The sequence below is a fragment of the Polynucleobacter campilacus genome, assembly GCF_002206625.1.
Taxonomy (GTDB): domain Bacteria; phylum Pseudomonadota; class Gammaproteobacteria; order Burkholderiales; family Burkholderiaceae; genus Polynucleobacter; species Polynucleobacter campilacus.
The window spans coordinates 23,058-36,867 of record NZ_NGUP01000002.1 but is presented as its reverse complement, the minus strand read 5'-3'; the positions used below and the strand labels follow the sequence as shown (position 1 = coordinate 36,867).

Genomic DNA, 13,810 nt, shown 5'->3' with positions numbered 1-13,810 from the left:
TTATTCCAACCTTATTCTTAACCTCAAAAGCTTCAAATGACTAAACGCGCACTTCGTAACATCGCCATCATCGCCCACGTTGACCACGGTAAAACTACTCTGGTTGACCAACTCTTACGCCAATCGGGCACATTCCGCTCGAATGAAAAAATGACCGAACGCGTCATGGATTCAAATGACTTGGAAAAAGAGCGTGGCATTACTATTTTGTCCAAGAACTGCTCCGTAGAGTACGACGGTACCCATATCAATATTGTTGATACCCCAGGACACGCCGACTTTGGTGGTGAAGTCGAGCGCGTACTGTCTATGGTTGATGGTGTATTGCTATTAGTTGACGCAGTTGAAGGTCCAATGCCGCAAACTCGCTTCGTTACCAAGAAAGCGCTAGCGCTTGGCCTAAAGCCAATCGTGGTGATCAACAAGGTTGACCGTCCAGGTGCCCGTTGCGATTACGTCATCAATGCAACCTTTGAATTGTTTGACAAACTGGGGGCTACTGAAGAGCAGCTCGATTTCCCAATTATTTATGCATCAGGCTTAAACGGCTATGCAGGCATAACTGAAGATGTGCGTGAGGGCGATATGCGCCCATTGTTTGATGCTGTCTTGGAGCATGTACCTGTCCGTGACGATAATCCCGATGGTCCTTTGCAGTTCCAGATTTCCTCCATTGACTACAACAGCTATGTTGGAAAAATCGGTATTGGTCGCGTAAACCGTGGTCGCGTTAAGTCTGGCATGGAAGTCATTTGCATGAATGGTCCAGATGGCGTGCCATTTAAAGGCCGTGTAAACCAGGTCCTGAAATTTAAAGGCTTGGAGCGTGAAGTAGTTGAAGAGGCCATTGCAGGCGATATCGCATTGATTAATGGCATTGAAGAGTTGGCTATTGGTACAACGGTTTGCGCAGTTGATAAACCAGATGCCTTGCCGATGCTCAAAATTGACGAACCGACTTTAACGATGAATTTTATGGTGAACACTAGTCCATTGGCTGGTCGTGAAGGTAAGTTTGTCACTAGCCGTCAGATTCGCGAACGTTTAGATCGTGAGCTGAAGTCCAATATGGCATTGCGTGTAAAAGAAACGGATGACGATACTGTGTTTGAAGTATCAGGTCGCGGTGAATTGCACCTCACTATTCTGGTAGAGACTATGCGTCGCGAAGGCTATGAAATGGCCGTTTCTCGTCCACGTGTCGTTTTCCATGAAGAGAATGGCGTGAAGATGGAGCCGTATGAGAATTTAACGGTTGACGTTGAAGATGCAACTCAAGGCGCCGTGATGGAAGATTTGGGCAAACGTAAGGGTGAGTTGCAAGATATGGTGAGCGATGGAAAAGGGCGTACCCGTCTTGAGTACCGCATTCCAGCACGTGGCTTGATTGGTTTTCAAGGTGATTTTATGACCATGACCCGCGGTAATGGTTTGATGAGTCATACCTTTGATGCTTATGCACCTGCTAAAGATGGCATTTTAGGTGAGCGTCATAATGGCGTACTCATTAGCCAAGATGATGGCGAAGCAGTTGCTTACGCTATTTGGAAATTGCAAGATCGTGGCCGTATGTTCGTAAAGCATGGTGACCCAGTTTATGAAGGTATGGTGATTGGTATTCATAGTCGTGACAATGACTTGGTTGTGAACCCGATTAAAGGTAAGCAATTAACCAACGTACGTTCTTCTGGTACCGATGAAGCAGTTCGCCTAGTCACTCCAATTGATCTGACTTTGGAATATGCGGTTGAATTCATTAGCGATGATGAATTGGTGGAAGTAACGCCTAAGAGTGTGCGTGTTCGTAAGCGTCACCTCAAGGAACATGATCGCAAAAAAGCTTCACGCGAGTAAGTACCTCAAGCTTCATCAGTAAAGCCACCTGCGGGTGGCTTTTTTACTGTCATCAATTCGTCATATATATTTCTATATAATTAGAAATATGAAAAATACTGACGCAGTACTGGCCTTTTTGGCCTTGGGGCAAGAGTCAAGGCTCAATATCTTCCGTTTAATTGTGCAGCGAGGAGATGGGGGGCTTACTCCCAGCCAAATCATCGAAAAATTAGGTATTCCGAATGCAACCTTGAGCTTTCACCTCAAAGAGTTAGCGCAGGCCGACCTACTTGTAGTTGAGAGGCAAAGTCGTAATCTCATCTACCGCCCAAATGCCAAGCTTGTTCAAGACCTCAGCGAGTTCCTGTTAGAAAACTGCTGTAATGGCCAGGTGTGTGTTCCAGTCAAAGTTTTGAAGAAGGCAAAATCAATATGAAGCAATACAACGTGCTTTTTCTCTGCACCCATAATTCAGCTAGATCTATTATTGGTGAGGCATTAGCATCAACTCATCCCAGCGGTAAGCTCCGTGGGTTTTCAGCAGGCTCTACTCCTGGAACTAGCGTGAACCCATACGCTGCTCAGATCGCTAAAGAGCTGGGCTTTGATACTTTTTTACTGAAATCTAAAAGCTGGGATGTATTTGCGGGGCCCGATGCTCCAAAGATGGATTTCATCATTACGGTGTGTGATAACGCAGCCGGTGAGGTATGCCCCCATTGGCCTGGACAACCGGTGAGTGCCCATTGGGGATTTCCTGATCCATCGCAAGTGCAGGGTACTGATATGGAGAAGAAAGCTGCCTTTAACGAAGTCATGAATGGCCTGAAAAAGAGAGTAGATATCTTGGCTGCTATGCCTCTTGAAAAACTGGACGCAATGTCCTTAAAAGCAATTCACTCAAACTCATGAGTTCACTTACTAAAAAACTGTCTTTTTTGGATCGCTATTTAACGGTCTGGATTTTTGCTGCTATGGCCTTGGGTATTGGCTTGGGCTATTTCATTCCTGGGGTAGAAGGTTTCATTAATTCATTTCAGGTAGGTAGTACTAACTACCCAATTGCAGTGGGTTTAATACTCATGATGTACCCACCATTTGCTAAGGTGAGATATGAAGATCTGCCTGATGTGTTTAAAGATAAAAAGATATTTGGTATTGCCTTTCTCATGAATTGGATTATTGCCCCAATCTTCATGTTCCTATTAGCAATTACCTTTGTACCCAATCAACCTGAATACATGGCAGGCCTTATTTTGATTGGAATTGCGCCTTGTATTGCGATGGTCATCGTCTGGAATGATATCGCCAAGGGATCTACAGAATATGCCGCTGGCTTAGTGGCGTTTAATGCCATTTTTCAAGTTCTATTCTTTAGTCTTTATGCCTACATATTCCTAACCATACTTCCACCATTCTTTGGTCTTGTAGGATCAAATGTGAGCATCACTATTGGTGAGATTGCCAAGACTGTCTTTATTTATTTAGGCATTCCTTGTATTGCAGGATTACTGACCCGATTCTTCATGTTGAAGTTTGTTTCTAAAGAGTGGTATCACGAACACTTTGTACCAAAGATTGGCAAGCTGACTTTAATTGCATTACTCTTTACTATCGTGGTGATGTTTAGTCTCAAAGGCAAGCTGATTCTCGAGTTGCCAGGAGATGTTTTAACCATCTCTATCCCACTCTTGATTTATTTTGGTGTGATGTTCATTCTCACCTTCGTAATTACTGCCAAGATGGGTATTGATTACAAGCGCTGCTGCACTTTATCGTTCACAGCCTCTAGTAATAACTTCGAACTAGCTATCGCAGTAGCAATTGCTGTCTTTGGTATTAACTCTGGAGCTGCCTTTGCGGCTGTAATAGGGCCCTTGGTTGAAGTACCCATCATGATTGGCTTAGTGACCGTTGCCCTCTGGATTAAAGAGCGTTACTACAAGATCTAATGAATGCTAGTTACTTAATAAAAAGGGCCGCAGAAGCGGCTCTGATTGCTTGCAGTAAGGAGTGATTTATTTCACGAGCAAAACTGCTTGCTTTGCGCTAGAGCTGACTTTTTGAGCCACTGAACCCATCAATGCATCCAAGATCCCAGTGCGACCTTTGCACCCCATGACGATTAAGTCAAACTTTTCTTTGTTGGCCAAATTAATGATCTCTTGCGCAACATTACCGCGTTTAATCATAATGGTGTGCTTAATGCCCGCAACATCCAAAGCCTTTTGTGCGGATTTGAGGTCTTTCTCGCTAATCTCTCTCAAGTAGTCATTAATTACACTTTGGGCAACAAACTGTTTAACATGACCTAAGCCAATATCGTCATGAATACTTGCTAGTGTGACAGTGCATTTACTCCGCAAGTCTTAGCCAGTTTGGCTGCGTATTTGGCAGCATTGAGCGATGATTTTGAGCCGTCTACTGGCACTAGTATTTTCATCTGTCCCCCGTTGATTTATTTGAATTTAATAATCTTTACATCATCTTTAAATTTAATACGATTTTGTCGCTAGATCTAGCAATTTGATTGAGTATTGCTTAATACAGGTTTTATTTAGAATATTTTTAAATAGAATGGCCAATGACTGAATACTCAAGTGCGCTTTGCAGCAAAGCTTTCTGCTTGAGCAGCATCCCAATACATTTGAAATACCTCAGGCAAACTACTACCTTCTTCATCTGATAACAAGCTTCCTGCAGCAATATCTGGCAATAGATCTTCAAGTAGACGCACCTCATTTGCATTGATACGTCTCACAATATGGCATGTATTAATTTCAATAGGATGATTAAGACCCGCTGCTTCGACTATTTCTTTTAGAGCCTTGAGTGTTTCTTTGTGAAAGTGGTACACCCGCTCTGACTTGTCGGTAACTACCAATGCCTTTTGACGATTTGGGTCTTGCGTGGTAACGCCAGTAGGGCAAAAACCAGTATCACAGACTTGTGCTTGTATGCAGCCGATTGAGAACATGAAACCTCGAGCGCTATTGCACCAGTCAGCCCCCAAGGCAAAAGCAACAGCCATATCAAAGGCGCTGATAATTTTTCCTGAGCAACCAATTTTGATTTGCTCACGTAAATTGACTCCAACCAAAGAATTATGAACGAGTCGCAATCCCTCTTGTAATGGCGTACCAACATGGTTACTAAATTCAACAGGAGATGCTCCAGTACCACCCTCAGTCCCGTCTACAACGATGAAGTCTGGATAAATTTCTGTTTTAAGCATGGCCTTCACAATTGCAAACCATTCCCAAGGATGGCCAATACATAATTTAAAGCCCACTGGTTTTCTGCCGGAAAGTTCGCGTAAGCGCTGGATAAATTGCATCATCTCCAAGGGGGTCGAGAAAGCGCTATGAGAAGAGGGGGAGACACAGGCTTCGCCAACTTGTACACCGCGTGCTTCGGCAATTTCTGCGGTTACTTTGGGTCCCGGTAAGATGCCGCCGTGACCAGGCTTTGCGCCTTGACTCAGTTTTATCTCAATCATTTTGACTTGAGGGTCAAGGGCATTCTCAATATACTTTTTGGGGTCGAATTGACCGTCTTTAGTGCGGCAACCAAAATACCCAGAACCAATTTCCCAAATAAGATCGCCACCGTGCAAGCGGTGGTAACGAGAAATAGATCCTTCACCGGTATCGTGTGCAAAGCCTCCTTTTTTTGCACCCAAATTAAGCGCCATTACCGCATTAGCGCTTAAGGCTCCAAAGCTCATTGCTGAAATATTAAAAATACTAGCTGAGTATTTTTGTGTACAGTCTTTTCCGCCAATCTCGATACGGAAATTATGATCAGAAAGGTGGGTGGGAGCTAATGACTGATTGATCCATTGATAGCCCGGTGCCATAACATCCAGCGTAGTTCCAAAAGGTTTCTTATCTGATACTGCCTTTGATCGTGAGTAAACCAGGGTGCGCTGACTTCTTGAGAAGGGTGTTTTGTCGTTATCACCCTCTATAAAGTATTGACGGATCTCCGGTCGAATAAATTCAAATAAGAAGCGTATGTGACCTAAAACAGGATAATTGCGCAAAACAGCATGTCTTGTTTGTGTACAGTCATAAATACCAACGAGAGTCAGAAGGCCAAAAATAGCTAATGGGTACCATGCGATAGTACTTACCAGGAGACCAATAGTGCTAGCAATGGTTCCGGCAATGCAAATTGCAAAAGTGCTAAGGCGTATCGGTAGGATAGGACTCATTTGGACAATCTCTTCTTTTTGACTGAAGGCTCGGTATAAGTATGCAATAGAATCAGTGTTTGGGGACCTATTTCAAGATATATTTACTTGAGTTGGCCTTTTTAGCAATAGTGATTGCCAATCCTTTAAGATTTCATTTCTCTAGCTTCTGATAATTAAATCTAATATATGCAAGTTAATATTGAGGGTATATCCTCATCGCGGGTTTATTTGCCAATTGATAAAAAATACCATGATTTATTGGAGTTTTTTATCAGAACATTTCCTCATGTAGATTCAAGTGAGTGGGAGGCACGTTTTACTGAGGGTTTAGTAATGACTATGGATGGCGACCCAGTTCAAGCTGACGATTCTTATCAAGCAAATACCCATTTAATATATTTCAGGCGCTTAGCACGCGAGCCTGAAATTCCTTTTCTAGAAGAAATCCTCTATCAGGACGAGCATATTGTTGTTGCAGATAAACCCCATTTTTTACCAGTAACACCGAGCGGCCTTTATTTACATCAAACTCTACTCAATCGCCTGAAAAAGCAAACTGGTATCCAAACATTGAGTCCGATTCATCGCATTGATCGAGATACTGCCGGTTTGGTGATTTTTTCAGTGAGGCCGCAAGAAAGGGCGCAGTACCAAAACCTATTCAGAGATCGAGCTGTCAAGAAAGTATACGAAGCAATAGCACCTTATTGCGAAGAGCGGGCCTTAAGATTGCCAATGACCTACCAAAGCAGGTTGGTGGAGTCCAAACATTTTTTACAGATGCAAGAAGTGCGGGGCGATCCTAATTCAGATACTTACATAGAGCTGATGGAAGTCAACAAGCCCTGGGCTAAGTATCGATTATCACCCGGTAGTGGTAAGAAGCATCAATTGCGTAGTCATTTGAATACATTAGGTATTCCCATTAGGAATGATCAAATTTATCCTTTCCTAACACCATATCAAGAGTATGACTTGGATTTCTCTAAACCCTTACAGCTTTTGGCCAAGGAGATTCATTTTGTAGATCCCATTAGCAAAGAAGAAAAATCTTTTATTAGTGAACGAGATTTAAATCTGCCTCAATTTACGGAACAATAGAGCGCTTATTTTTAGATTGATCAAATATCCCGATCATTAACTTAATGTAAGGAAAATACTTACATTTTGATGGTCCTCTACTTCAATTCGTCTTTTTAAGTTGAAGTTTGATCCGTAATCACTTAATTTTTATGAGAAATTTGTTGCAAATTCTGATGCATAGCAATAGGATAAATGTCCTATTTGAGTAAAGCAGAGCGAGTGATTGTCATGGAAACAATAAAAGTGCTGGTAACAAATCGCAAGGGTGGTGTTGGCAAAAGTACTATTGCCGCCAATCTTGCTGCATATCTAGCTCTTCAAAAAGGCCTAAAGATTTCATTGATTGATTACGATGAGCAAAGTTCATCTTCTGCTTGGATTAAAAAGGCTCCCAATATTGGTATTGAGACCTATCGTGCTGAAATGTCTTATCAAAGCGCAGGTATGACTCTATTAAGCGCCAGATCATCTTTGCGCAAATTTTCAACAGGTTTTGATGTCAGTATTTCCGACCTCACTTGGACGCCAAATATGGCAGAAAATTTTATGCATGATTTCGATATCATTTTAGTTCCTACCTCAACCTCTAAGTTTGAGCTAGCTAGTACAGAAATTTTTATATTGGAATATGTATTGCGTAATTCGCCTTTGATTTCTAAAAATAAACAAGTCATCATGGCTGTGCCTAGTAGAGTAGAGACCAATTTTGCAGAAACTAGCATCTCCACAAATCTTGCCTCATTAGGAATGTGTTACGTTACTCCGCCTGTGTTGCGTGCTAATGATATTGATAACTTTGTCTACGAAGATTTTTTCTGTGTCTCGAGCAATGCTACTATTTCTAACTACTTTTGCCGCTTTGGTGAATTTGTATCGGAAAAGATTTTAGATAAAAAGCGTGAGCGTGAAGCACCTACTTCTAAATTGAGCGCTATTTATTCTGGTTTGGGTAAGGGTATTTTGATATTAGATAGATATCGTCAGAATAAAAAACTATCTGGTATGCAGGCGCGCTCTCAAATGCAGGCCTTTAAAGCTAGCGAACAGCACGTTACTGAGGCTTCCCGCATTCCTGCTTTTCTCAGCAAGCAAAATTAAAGGGGTGCGATTATGTTTGGTAAAAAAAATCATGAAAACAAGTTTTCTGAACCGCTGATCGAGTCTTTCGGGACAATTATTGGAAATGCTACCGAGTTTCATGGCGCCCTGATGGTTTCTGAGAGCGTAAGAGTGGATGGCAAGATATTTGGGAATATCGAAGAGAGGGCTGGTCAAAGAATTACGGTAGCCATTGGTAAGGGCGGTGAAGTTCATGGTGATGTCTATGCATTTCGAGTTCTCATTGCTGGTATGGTGAATGGCAACACCTACGCGCATGAGAGGGTTGAATTACATGCAACCGCTAATGTTCATGGGGATGTTACCTACGATACGATTGGGATTGAGCCTGGCGCAACCCTCAATGGGCAGATGATTTCTAAGAGACCAGAGCCAAACTCTACTGCTGACTCAGCCACGCAGTTACAAAATACCATTGATAAGATTAAGCAAGATGCAGGAATTTCTTCTTAGTTTTCTTTAGCAGCTAATGGTTTAGAGAATGATAAAACTTCCATCGGATTTAACAGGGTGCCATTCTTATAAATACTGAAATGTAGGTGTGGTCCTGTGGAACGACCGGTATTGCCAACTTCTGCAATGAGTTGGCCGCGCGTGACGGTATCGCCTTGGTTGACTAGTAGCTTTTGACAGTGCGCATATAAGCTAGTAAAGCCCTCACTATGCTTGACCTCAATGACGTTTCCCAGCTCTGTATCGTATTTAGCCTTGATTACTAAGCCACTTCCTGCCGCAAATACTTGTGTACCAGGCTTAGCATTGAAATCAATTCCAGGATGAAATGCTGGACTGTTGTTAATAGGGTCTAAGCGCGTTCCAAAGTTACTACTCAAACCATAACCCGAAGCTAAAGGTGGTTTTGTAGGTAAAAGGCTCAAGCGCTCATATTTTTCAAGCCATGCCTCTTTTATTGATTGTATTTTTTTATTCAGGCTTTCCGTAGATTCTAGTGTTTTTATGATGCCAATACGCAAGCTGACATTTTCTTCAAAATTGACTTGATTGGGAAAGAGGGGTAAATATGGGCCTCCTTTGCCTTCGCTTGCCTCGCTACTTTTTTCCTTGTCTTTGCGTTTTTCTTTTATTGGCAGTGGTGTTGCTAGTGCGGCATACTGCTCATTGAGCTTGCTCAGACTATCAATTTTTTGGTCCATTGCTTTGAGAGAGCCCTGGAGCTTAGTTAGTTTTTGACGATACTCTTCTTCAAGGTGATATAGCTCTTCTGAGGTAATCACGCCACCCATGTCTCGAGCCATGCTAGGGTCAAATTTGATTGCAACTCTAAAGCCCATGAAATAGATAGCACTACCAATCATAATTAATAGCAAAGCGAGCAGAATCGCAAATCTTGTCAGCTGGGTTTTCGTGACATTAAATTTTCTGTAGTGGGATGTTGCCCCGGAAATCCAAATGATTTGCATAATGTAACTTGATTTTTGAAGTGAAAAAGAGTGTAGCTAAGCTAATACGTTTCTTGTTGTTTTTTGAGGAGGTAAAAGTACATTCATATCGCGATTGATTAGTTCTTGGGTGCTATCTGAGAGCCGTCAATGATCGCGTTAGTAATCCCTTGACTGGCTAATTTTTTAGATAGTGCTTCTGCGGTTTGTTGTGTTGCTAAGGGGCCAATCCTAACGCGATAAATATTGCTACCATTAATCTTTGTAGGATCAACAAAGCTGGTATAGCCCTTTTGATTAAATGCTGCTACCTGATCATTTGCAATTTCTTTCGTAAAAAAAGCTCCAGTTTGAATAAAGTATTTAGAGTCACTGGTGGGGCTTGCGGAAGTCTTCTCTACGCTGGTGATAGCAGGCGTTGCTGAAGCTACTAATGCAGAGGGGCCAGAAGGTGAAGACGTGGAGCTTTTTTCAGTAGGCTTGGGACTTATTTTTGGGGCTACTACTTTTGGTGCGACTTCCGATTTCTCAACATTTTTTATCTCGGCCTGAGTGTTGGTTTTAGCAGCTTCTTTGGGAGCATCATTTGCTCCAAAATGCACAATCTTTCGAACTACGCTAACGGAGTATTCATTCTTAGTTTGCGAATTTTCTAATTTAATCTCCGCGGTACTGCCGACTTTGCCACGAAGTACATTTTTAATATTGGCCGGATCCATCCCTTTAAGAGTTGATCCATCGATGCTAATAATAATGTCATTGGTCTGAATGCCCGCCTGAGCTGCCGGTGATCTTTCTTCAACATGTTTGATAAGGATCATCCCCTCGGCATTTCTGGTATATCGAATTCCGATACCCCCCAGCTTTTCGCTCTCTGAATTTTGAGCAAAAACCAGTTGCGTAGTTAACAGCAGAATGGCGATGAGGTATTTCACGTAATTGCAGGCCTTATAAACGGAGTCTTAAATGGAAATTGCTTATGCAATTCATTTTAATGGAGCTGTCGATTCATAATGCTCGACTTAGAGTTTTTTGAAAAGACGGACAAATGCTCACAATCAATGGGTAAAAGACCCCATTATGGATCAATTATTTAGAGATTTTTAAGGGGGTTTTGTTGGCTCAAAGTGCTCTAACAGACTATCGGCATTGATAATTTTTACGAAAATGCTAAAATCAATGAGTTTTAATGCCCCTTTTACCTAATGCCATCCATTTTGACTGAATTTCACTTGCTTAAAGCTAGAAAATTGTGCCTTTCGCGCAAGCTCCTTCAACTTTATTGTGGCACCTTAACACTGGTTTTTATAGGCATTACCCCTGCATCTGCTTATGTGTCTCCACAGGCGATAGAAAGTCTTTTATTAAAAGGGGACTCAAAGGCGGCTCTTGCGCAAGCCGAGTCGCTAAAAAAGGATTTATCCCCCATTGACTATGCAAACACTAAAGCCTCTGCTTTACTAATGTTAGGCCGCTGGCAAGAGGCCGCTAATCTTTTGGAGCCCCTTTATGAAAAGGACCGTGCCAATCTTTTGGTGGCTAATAACTATGCAGTTGCCCTATGGGGAATGGATAAAAAAGAGCAGGCACGAAAGGTCCTAGAAACGGCTCTGAATTCTACATCGCCAGCCTATAGAAGTTTGCGCAAAATTTATTCAGCTCAGGCAGCGGAAGCTTATGCAAAAGCCTTGAATGAAAAAAATTCTGCTCCCACACCGATTCTCATGGCGGCCTCTACTACTGGCGCTGATTTAGTTGATAAACCGGTAGTGGTGGCACAGGCTCCAAAAGCACCAGCACCAGGACCAGCGTCAGCGCCTGCAACGCCTTCATCATTAGCCGCTGCCCCTATTGCTCAGGCACCCAAGACCAGTCCTTTAGCTACTCCAGTTCTTGAGGCGCCACCAGCCCAGGTTGCTGCAACTGAAAAAGATACCGCGCCATCTCCGCAGGAGCTTGAGATGATTACTGCAAATATCGATAACTGGGTGAAGGCATGGTCAAGTAAAAACGTTAAGTCTTATTTGGCGTTTTACTCGCCTAGTTTTTCGCCTGACAAGGGATTATCGTATTCAGATTGGTTGGAGCAAAGGAAGCAGAGGGTTGCTAAGCCTGGGGCTATCAATGTTGAAATTAGTATTATGAAAGTGGTCAAGTCAAAGAGCAAAATTGTTGTAACCTTTAGACAGAAGTACAGCTCTGCAAACGTTAATACAAACTCTGTAAAGTGTTTAGAGTGGGTCAATGACAAGGGAACTTGGTTAATTGCTCGTGAATTCAATAAATAACTCACACCTCGATAGCGGAGCCCTAAAGTTGCGTTTTAAGCTTTTATTTATCACTTGCTTCTCTATAGCGCCTATTATTTGTTTGGCTAACGGTGACACCACTGTTCGTCAGGCTACCCAAGAATTAGTGCGTAACGGCAATCTAGATAAAGCCATGGACTTATTGAATAAGTCCGAAGTGGAGCACCCTAATTTCCGTTTGGCAACATTTATGCGAGCAGAATTGTTAACCGCTCTTACGGGTGGAGCAATAGCTAATAAGTCAAAAAGTGAAGTTCGAGACGGTGAGGCTCCTCAAAACTTATTGTCTGAACTGCAATTAAGAAATGCGGTAATACCTAACTTGGCCGAACTTCGCCCAGCACAGATCTTAAAAATGCCAAAAAATGCAGATGTCATTTTGGTTGATGCATCCATTTCCCGGGCCTATCTCTTGCGTAATAAAGATGGGGACCCAGTCTGGGAGAAGGATTATTTCGTTACTATCGGTAAGCTTGGTGTTGGGAAACAAAAAGAGGGTGATCTCAAATCTCCTCTCGGAGTCTATTCTGTAACCATGCAGATTCCGAAGCAACAGCTAAGATCTATTTTTGGCGCCGGGGCGCTAGAGTTGAGCTTCCCTAATGCGCTCGATAAGAAGCTGGATATCAGTGGTTCAGGAATTTGGTTGCATGGGGTACCTAAAGATACCTATAGTAGAGCGCCAAAAGCGTCTGATGGCTGCCTTGCCTTTGCGAATGATGATGTACGAGAAATTATTGAGCTAGCTAGTAAGCGACAAATTAATGTCACTGTAGTTCCCTCGGTTCAATGGCTCAAGAAAGCTGATTGGAGCGCACGCGCCAACAAGGTAACCAATGAAATTGCCGGATTTAGAGCTGCTGGCCCCAAAAGCAAAATTATTGGCCCGCCTGAAGCAATCTATGCCCCAGAATCAACATCCACTTTAGTGATTGACCAGCCGATTGGTCAGGGCGATAGCTCTGTAATCTACCGAGAATATTGGGATAAGAATGGCAATAGCTGGAACTTAAAATTCAAAAGTCGTACCTAATTCCTGGGCAATGAGCCAATCCCTCCAGAATCAGCATTTCAAGCGCCAGTTTTTGAACTAACTAAATACTTTGCTTGAGGCATTGAGGGCTTGTTTTGAGCTTCTTCCCCTTTCTTGCAAGGCTATAGAGCGATATTTAAGCTCCTTTTTTAGGATTTTCCCTAAGATTGCACAAAAAACAGGCCAATCGGGATAGGATATACGTATAAGTTGGCAGAGCTTTTTTGTTTGGATCAGCCTGTGGCTTGGATAGAATCGATGATTGATCAATGTATGTTGCTAGCTGGATTTTCCGGTGCTCATATTGCTCTGAAGATATAAAAGGATAAGCGTCGTATGCCAATGGTAAAAAACTGTTTAGCCAACAAATCGAATACACTGATTTCAGTGAGTTCCTCTGACTGTGTTGTCAAAGTATTAGAGCTCATGCGCGATAATTTAGTGCGCTCTGTATTGGTGATTGATTCTGATCAATTAGTAGGAATTGTTTCCCAGGGTGATTGCGCTATTAAAGTGCTGCTTCCAGGTTTGAGCGCCAAAGAAGTATTGGTCAAAGCGATAATGACTCCAAACCCTATCTCAGTAGCTTATGAAGATGATTTGCGAGACTGCATGCAAATCATGATTTCCAAAAGAATTCGTCACTTGCCCGTAGTGGATGAGGGCAAGGTCAGAGGTGTGATTTCTGTTGGAGATGTAGTGAAAGATACTTTGGAGCACAGAACAGGTCAAATTCAATTTTTAGAGCGCTATATAAAAGAGTGGGATAGCTCTAAAAAAAATGAATCATAAATATTTTTAGAACCGTATTCATTCAAAAGGAAATCTTCTT

15 protein-coding genes are annotated in these 13,810 nt (G+C 42.4%); 10 read left to right on the top strand and 5 right to left on the bottom strand.

Translation table 11 applies throughout. The features are described 5' to 3' along the window. The first annotated feature begins 36 nt into the window (after window positions 1–36). The 4 genes from typA (at window position 37) to arsB (ending at window position 3,788) form a co-directional block, all read left to right on the top strand. On the top strand, window positions 37–1,854 hold the full coding sequence (typA, locus tag CBI31_RS03225) for a translational GTPase TypA (RefSeq protein ID WP_088525002.1): 1,818 nt from the start codon (window positions 37–39) through the stop codon (window positions 1,852–1,854). Window positions 1,855–1,942: 88 nt separating this feature from the next. Further along, window positions 1,943–2,272 carry an ArsR/SmtB family transcription factor gene (locus CBI31_RS03220; RefSeq protein WP_088525001.1) on the top strand — a complete coding sequence of 110 codons (330 nt, stop codon included), beginning with the start codon at window positions 1,943–1,945 and terminating at the stop codon, window positions 2,270–2,272. Further along, window positions 2,269–2,748, top strand: a complete 480-nt coding sequence (locus CBI31_RS03215; protein WP_476704261.1) for an arsenate reductase ArsC — start codon at window positions 2,269–2,271, stop codon at window positions 2,746–2,748. The genes CBI31_RS03220 and CBI31_RS03215 overlap by 4 nt, the downstream gene beginning before the upstream one ends. Beyond that, complete coding sequence (gene arsB, locus CBI31_RS03210) at window positions 2,745–3,788, top strand: ACR3 family arsenite efflux transporter (protein ID WP_088525000.1); 1,044 nt, start codon at window positions 2,745–2,747, stop codon at window positions 3,786–3,788. Before CBI31_RS03215 ends, arsB begins: the two co-directional genes overlap by 4 nt. A gap of 66 nt (window positions 3,789–3,854) precedes the next feature. Here arsB and CBI31_RS03205 read toward each other — a convergent pair whose 3' ends face one another. The 3 genes from CBI31_RS03205 to CBI31_RS03200 form a co-directional block, all read right to left on the bottom strand. Beyond that, window positions 3,855–4,202: a universal stress protein gene (locus CBI31_RS03205; RefSeq protein WP_206075444.1), complete on the bottom strand. Its 348-nt coding sequence runs from the start codon at window positions 4,200–4,202 to the stop codon at window positions 3,855–3,857. Further along, the gene (locus tag CBI31_RS10610) at window positions 4,175–4,279 is read right to left on the bottom strand and encodes a universal stress protein (RefSeq protein WP_206075443.1); all 105 of its coding nucleotides are present in this window, start codon (window positions 4,277–4,279) and stop codon (window positions 4,175–4,177) included. Before CBI31_RS10610 ends, CBI31_RS03205 begins: the two co-directional genes overlap by 28 nt. 153 nt (window positions 4,280–4,432) lie before the next feature. Next, window positions 4,433–6,052 carry an FMN-binding glutamate synthase family protein gene (locus CBI31_RS03200; RefSeq protein ID WP_088524999.1) on the bottom strand — a complete coding sequence of 540 codons (1,620 nt, stop codon included), beginning with the start codon at window positions 6,050–6,052 and terminating at the stop codon, window positions 4,433–4,435. Between the two features lie 168 nt (window positions 6,053–6,220). On the opposite strand from CBI31_RS03200, the gene CBI31_RS03195 reads away from it, so the two are divergent. The 3 genes from CBI31_RS03195 (at window position 6,221) to CBI31_RS03185 (ending at window position 8,689) form a co-directional block, all read left to right on the top strand. Next, the gene (locus CBI31_RS03195; RefSeq protein ID WP_088524998.1) at window positions 6,221–7,135 is read left to right on the top strand and encodes a pseudouridine synthase; all 915 of its coding nucleotides are present in this window, start codon (window positions 6,221–6,223) and stop codon (window positions 7,133–7,135) included. A gap of 174 nt (window positions 7,136–7,309) precedes the next feature. Then, window positions 7,310–8,215 (top strand): nucleotide-binding protein, encoded by a 906-nt coding sequence (locus tag CBI31_RS03190; protein WP_088524997.1) that lies wholly within the window; start codon window positions 7,310–7,312, stop codon window positions 8,213–8,215. A 12-nt stretch (window positions 8,216–8,227) separates the two neighbouring features. Beyond that, window positions 8,228–8,689, top strand: a complete 462-nt coding sequence (locus CBI31_RS03185; protein WP_088524996.1) for a bactofilin family protein — start codon at window positions 8,228–8,230, stop codon at window positions 8,687–8,689. On the opposite strand, the gene CBI31_RS03180 is transcribed toward CBI31_RS03185, so the two are convergent. Together CBI31_RS03180 and CBI31_RS03175 are read right to left on the bottom strand one after the other, a co-directional pair. Next, window positions 8,686–9,657 carry a M23 family metallopeptidase gene (locus CBI31_RS03180; RefSeq protein WP_088524995.1) on the bottom strand — a complete coding sequence of 324 codons (972 nt, stop codon included), beginning with the start codon at window positions 9,655–9,657 and terminating at the stop codon, window positions 8,686–8,688. The two genes, CBI31_RS03185 and CBI31_RS03180, sit on opposite strands and share 4 nt — an antisense overlap. Before the next feature lie 98 nt (window positions 9,658–9,755). Next, window positions 9,756–10,571, bottom strand: a complete 816-nt coding sequence (locus CBI31_RS03175; RefSeq protein ID WP_088524994.1) for an SPOR domain-containing protein — start codon at window positions 10,569–10,571, stop codon at window positions 9,756–9,758. Window positions 10,572–10,841: 270 nt separating this feature from the next. Between CBI31_RS03175 and CBI31_RS03170 the strand changes: the two genes are divergently transcribed. The 3 genes from CBI31_RS03170 (at window position 10,842) to CBI31_RS03160 (ending at window position 13,770) form a co-directional block, all read left to right on the top strand. Then, a complete protein-coding gene (locus tag CBI31_RS03170) occupies window positions 10,842–11,924 on the top strand; it encodes a tetratricopeptide repeat protein (RefSeq protein WP_088524993.1) in 1,083 nt (360 codons plus the stop codon). Next, the gene (locus CBI31_RS03165; protein ID WP_133062482.1) at window positions 11,908–12,978 is read left to right on the top strand and encodes a L,D-transpeptidase family protein; all 1,071 of its coding nucleotides are present in this window, start codon (window positions 11,908–11,910) and stop codon (window positions 12,976–12,978) included. The genes CBI31_RS03170 and CBI31_RS03165 overlap by 17 nt, the downstream gene beginning before the upstream one ends. A gap of 387 nt (window positions 12,979–13,365) precedes the next feature. After that, window positions 13,366–13,770, top strand: a complete 405-nt coding sequence (locus tag CBI31_RS03160) for a CBS domain-containing protein (protein ID WP_240553711.1) — start codon at window positions 13,366–13,368, stop codon at window positions 13,768–13,770. The last annotated feature ends 40 nt before the right edge of the window (window positions 13,771–13,810 follow it).

Excerpts from the sequence above, each read along its gene's own strand:
- CBI31_RS03195 (WP_088524998.1), top strand. The coding sequence starts at position 6,221 with ATGCAAGTTAATATTGAGGGTATATCCTCATCGCGGGTTTATTTGCCA.
- CBI31_RS03220 (WP_088525001.1), top strand. The coding sequence starts at position 1,943 with ATGAAAAATACTGACGCAGTACTGGCCTTTTTGGCCTTGGGGCAAGAG.
- typA (WP_088525002.1), top strand. The coding sequence starts at position 37 with ATGACTAAACGCGCACTTCGTAACATCGCCATCATCGCCCACGTTGAC.
- CBI31_RS03200 (WP_088524999.1), bottom strand. The coding sequence starts at position 6,052 with ATGAGTCCTATCCTACCGATACGCCTTAGCACTTTTGCAATTTGCATT.
- CBI31_RS03215 (WP_476704261.1), top strand. The coding sequence starts at position 2,269 with ATGAAGCAATACAACGTGCTTTTTCTCTGCACCCATAATTCAGCTAGA.
- CBI31_RS03190 (WP_088524997.1), top strand. The coding sequence starts at position 7,310 with ATGTCCTATTTGAGTAAAGCAGAGCGAGTGATTGTCATGGAAACAATA.
- CBI31_RS10610 (WP_206075443.1), bottom strand. The coding sequence starts at position 4,279 with ATGAAAATACTAGTGCCAGTAGACGGCTCAAAATCATCGCTCAATGCT.
- CBI31_RS03180 (WP_088524995.1), bottom strand. The coding sequence starts at position 9,657 with ATGCAAATCATTTGGATTTCCGGGGCAACATCCCACTACAGAAAATTT.
- arsB (WP_088525000.1), top strand. The coding sequence starts at position 2,745 with ATGAGTTCACTTACTAAAAAACTGTCTTTTTTGGATCGCTATTTAACG.
- CBI31_RS03170 (WP_088524993.1), top strand. The coding sequence starts at position 10,842 with ATGCCATCCATTTTGACTGAATTTCACTTGCTTAAAGCTAGAAAATTG.
- CBI31_RS03185 (WP_088524996.1), top strand. The coding sequence starts at position 8,228 with ATGTTTGGTAAAAAAAATCATGAAAACAAGTTTTCTGAACCGCTGATC.